This is a genomic window from Actinocorallia lasiicapitis (assembly GCF_054778695.1).
Map to the genome: position 1 here is coordinate 1 of NZ_BAAGZI010000467.1, position 4,171 is coordinate 4,171.

3 protein-coding genes are annotated in these 4,171 nt (G+C 69.4%); all 3 read left to right on the forward strand.

Annotated elements, in window-relative coordinates; genetic code table 11:
- Positions 1 to 318 precede the first annotated feature (318 nt).
- The 3 genes from pgi to ACYVE7_RS30330 all read left to right on the forward strand — a co-directional run bounded on the left by pgi (position 319) and on the right by ACYVE7_RS30330 (position 4,142).
- Complete coding sequence (pgi, locus tag ACYVE7_RS30320) at positions 319 to 1,950, forward strand: glucose-6-phosphate isomerase (RefSeq protein WP_460369515.1); 1,632 nt, start codon at positions 319 to 321, stop codon at positions 1,948 to 1,950.
- A 1-nt stretch (position 1,951) separates the two neighbouring features.
- The gene (gene zwf, locus ACYVE7_RS30325) at positions 1,952 to 3,313 is read left to right on the forward strand and encodes a glucose-6-phosphate dehydrogenase (RefSeq protein ID WP_460369512.1); all 1,362 of its coding nucleotides are present in this window, start codon (positions 1,952 to 1,954) and stop codon (positions 3,311 to 3,313) included.
- A 139-nt stretch (positions 3,314 to 3,452) separates the two neighbouring features.
- Positions 3,453 to 4,142, forward strand: coding sequence for a DUF2278 family protein (locus ACYVE7_RS30330; RefSeq protein ID WP_460369513.1), 690 nt, complete (start codon positions 3,453 to 3,455; stop codon positions 4,140 to 4,142).
- Positions 4,143 to 4,171: the final 29 nt, after the last annotated feature.

The window sequence follows — 4,171 nt, forward strand, 5'->3', positions numbered from 1 at the left end:
CCGGCCAGGTGGCCGCCGAGGGTCCTGGCGTACCAGGCGACCGAGTGCACGCAGCCGGTGGACGCGACGGGCGGCCTGGTCGCCCCGTCCACGACGAGCACGGCGCCCGGCACGACCGCCGCGAAGTCCTCGTTGGCCCAGTCCCGCCTGCCCGGCTCGGTGCCCGCCTCGACCCGCATCCCCGCTCCCTACCCCTGTGAAGATCACCCACCGTACCCGCGGCGGACGACAGACCGAAAAGAAGACCGAATCGCCTTCGAGCAGCGAATCCTGAAAAGATTCACTTGATTGACAAGTACCGACGACGAGAGTTGAGGGATACCGGTGGACATCACCCAGAGTCCGGAGTGGGCTGAGCTGGCCGAGCACTACCGGGAGATCGAGGGCCGGACGCTCCGGGAGCTGTTCGCCAAGGACGAGGGCCGCCCGGCCCGGATGAGCCTGACCGCCGGCGATCTGTTCCTCGACTACTCCAAGCACCGGGCCACCGACGAGACCATCGCGCTGCTGGTGCGGCTCGCCGAACGCGCCGGGCTGCGCCACCAGATCGAGCGCATGTTCACCGGCGAGCACATCAACGTCTCCGAGGACCGCGCCGTCCTGCACACCGCCCTCCGCCTGCCCGCCGACGCCTCCCTCACCGTCGACGGCCAGGACGTGGTCGCGGACGTGCACGCCGTCCTGGACAAGATGAGCGCCTTCGCCGAGAGGGTCCGCTCGAAGGAGTGGCGGGGCGCGACCGGTGAACCCATCACGACCATCGTCAACATCGGCATCGGCGGCTCCGACCTCGGCCCCGCCATGGCCTACGAGGCGCTCGCCGACTACGCCGACGCCGGTATCGAGGCCCGGTTCGTCTCCAACATCGACCCCGCCGACATCGAGGGCAAGCTGCGCGGCCTGTCCCCCGCGACCACGATGTTCGTCGTCAGCTCCAAGACCTTCACCACGATCGAGACCCTGACCAACGCGAAGGTCGCCCGCGCCTGGCTGGTCGAGGCGCTCGGCGAGGAAGCCGTCGGCAAGCACTTCGTGGCCGTGTCGACCAACGCCGAGAAGGTCGCCGCGTTCGGCATCGACACCGCGAACATGTTCGGGTTCTGGGACTGGGTGGGCGGCCGCTACTCCTACGACGGCGCCATCGGCCTCTCGCTGATGATCGCGGTCGGTCCTGAGCGGTTCCGGGAGATGCTCGCCGGTTTCCACACGATCGACCAGCACTTCCGCACCGCGCCGTTCGAGCGGAACATGCCGGTCCTGATGGGGATGCTGGGCATCTGGTACACCGACTTCTTCGGCGCGCAGACCCGCGCGGTGCTCCCCTACAGCCAGCGGCTGCACCGCTTCCCCGCCTACCTGCAGCAGCTCACCATGGAGTCCAACGGCAAGTCGGTGAAGGCCGACGGCACGCCCGTCACCTGCGCGACCGGCGAGATCTTCTGGGGCGAGCCCGGCACCAACGGGCAGCACGCCTTCTACCAGCTCCTGCACCAGGGCACCCATCTGATCCCGGCCGACTTCCTCGGGTTCGCCGAGCCGCTCGCCGACCCCGCCGGGATGCAGGACATCCTGACGGCGAACCTGTTCGCCCAGTCCTCCGCGCTGGCCTTCGGCAAGACCGCCGAGGAGATCGCCGCCGAGGGCGCGCCCGCCGAACTGGTGCCGCACAAGGTCATGCCGGGCAACCGGCCGAGCTCGACCCTCCTCGCGCCGAAGCTCACCCCGCACGTGCTGGGCCAGCTCGTCGCGCTGTACGAGCACATCGTGTTCGTCGAGGGCATGGTCTGGGGTCTTGACCCGTTCGACCAGTGGGGCGTCGAGCTGGGCAAGAAAATGGCTCTGGACGTCCAGCCGGCGCTCACCAGCGAGCAGCCGCCGACCGAGTTCCTGGACGCCTCGACCGAGAACCTGGTACGCAAGTACCGGCAGCTACGTGGAAGGCGAGTGTGACATGAAGCGAGCGGACGCCCTTGTCCTGTTCGGCATCACCGGGGACCTGGCCTTCAAGATGGTCCTCCCCGCGCTGTACAAGCTGACGGCTGGGGGCGTCCTCGACCTTCCGATCGTCGGGGTCGCCAAGACCGACCTCGATCTGGAGGGCCTGCGGCAGCGCGCCCGGCTGGCCTGCGGCGACGACGTCGACGAGGCGTCGTTCGCGAGATTCGCGGCGAATCTGCGGCTCGTCGCGGGCGACTACGCCGACCCCGCCACCTTCGAGGCGGTCCGCGCCCAGGTGGCGGGCGCGAAGTATCTGACCCACTATCTGGCGATCCCGCCGTCGCTGTTCACGACGGTCGCGGCGGGTCTGGCCGGGGCGGGGCTCAACCAGGACGCCCGGCTGGTGGTGGAGAAGCCGTTCGGCCGCGACCGGGCGTCGGCGCACGAGCTCAACACCGAACTGCTCCGGTACTTCGCCGAAGAGGACCTGCGCAGGGTCGACCACTTCCTCGGCAAGGAGCCCGTCGAGGATCTGCTGATGTTCCGGTTCGGGAACATGATGCTGGAGCCGATCTGGAACCGGCACCACGTCACCAACGTGCAGATCACGATGGCCGAGAGCTTCGACGTCGCCGACCGGGGCTCGTTCTACGACGCCAACGGCACGGTCCGGGACGTCGTGCAGAACCATCTGCTCCAGCTCCTGGCGCTGCTGGCGATGGATCCGCCGCCCTCCTCGGACGCCCGCGCGTTCATCGACGAGAAGTGGCGGGTGCTGCGGGCCGTCCGCGCGGTCGATCCGGCCGAGACCGTCAGGGGCCAGTACACCGGCTACGCCGACATTCCCGGGGTGCGGCCCGGCTCGACCACCGAGACCTATGTCGCGATGACGACCTGGATCGACAACTGGCGCTGGGCGGGCGTCCCGTTCTACATCCGCTCCGGCAAGGCGCTGCCCACCACCGACCTGGAGGTCGTGGCGGAGCTGGCGAAACCGCCGGTGGCGCTGTTCGACGGCGAGCTGGAGCCGAACCTGATCCGGTTCCGGATCCAGCCGGACGCGGGCGTCACCTTCGATCTGCTGGCCAAGGAGCCGGGCGCGAACTCCGCGCGCCGGGTGCCGATCAGTGTGGACTTCACCAAGATCCTCGGCCCGATGGAGGCCGCCTACCAGCGGGTCCTGGCCGACGCCATCTCCGGGGATCCGCGGCGCTTCGTCCGGTTCGACCTGGCCGAGGAGTCCTGGCGGATCGTCGAACCGGTCCTCGACCTGCCCGAGGCCCCGCTCCCCTACACACCGGGCACCTGGGGGCCCAAGGACGGCGCCGAACTGCTGCCGGGCGGCTGGCACGAGATCTCCACGACTTTCGACTGACCCCGACCTTCGGCTGACCGGGCGCGGCGGTCCTGGCCGCTTGGCCCAAATTTGATCTTGAACCTGCTGGACAGTCGTTGACCTGCGATTTCCCCTTGATCATGATCGACTTCCGATCGTCTGACGGGGGGATGGCGCGATGCCGCTTCGGGGATATGGCGTGCTGGCAGGACAGGTCGTGGAGACACGCCGCGAGCACGGGGGCTCCGCGAGCCCCCACTTCCAGATCCGTGTGGTCGACGCCGACGGCGTGGACTACCGGATCGCCGTCAACATCCAGTCACAGCTCGAGCCGTCACAGCTCCTGTACCTGGCCGACGAGGACTTCCGGCACCCGATCACCGAACGGCTGCCCGCATCCGGCTGGACCCCGCTCGACTCGACGCCCGAAGGCGGCGGGCTGGACATGGTCCGCGGCGGCCTGTTCGACCCCGCGCTGATGGTCCCGCTCCCGCCCGACCTGCCGGGCGCCGACAACGACCTGTCCGACCGGCTCACCGGCTACCTCGACCAGGCGATCGCCGACCCGTCGGTGACGCTCTACGCGTTCGGCCAGCGGTGGGGCCCCGAAGGCAAGAGCGACAAGATCTTCGGCTTCCGGCCGGGCAACGGCGTCCACGACATCCATATGAACCAGGGCAACAGCGGCCGGTTCACCGGCGACGACGGGGTCTGGCAGGACGGCGGGCTGCTGCTGCGCTTCGCCGACCACTGGACGGCCGTGTTCCTGGCGTTCCAGTCGCAGTCGTGGAACACCGACGACCGCACCGGCCACGCCGTCGACGAGTTCGTGCCCCGCGCACGGGGCGCGGCCGCCTCCACCGTCTGAGCCGTCCCGCGCCGGTGCCGGCCGGGCCC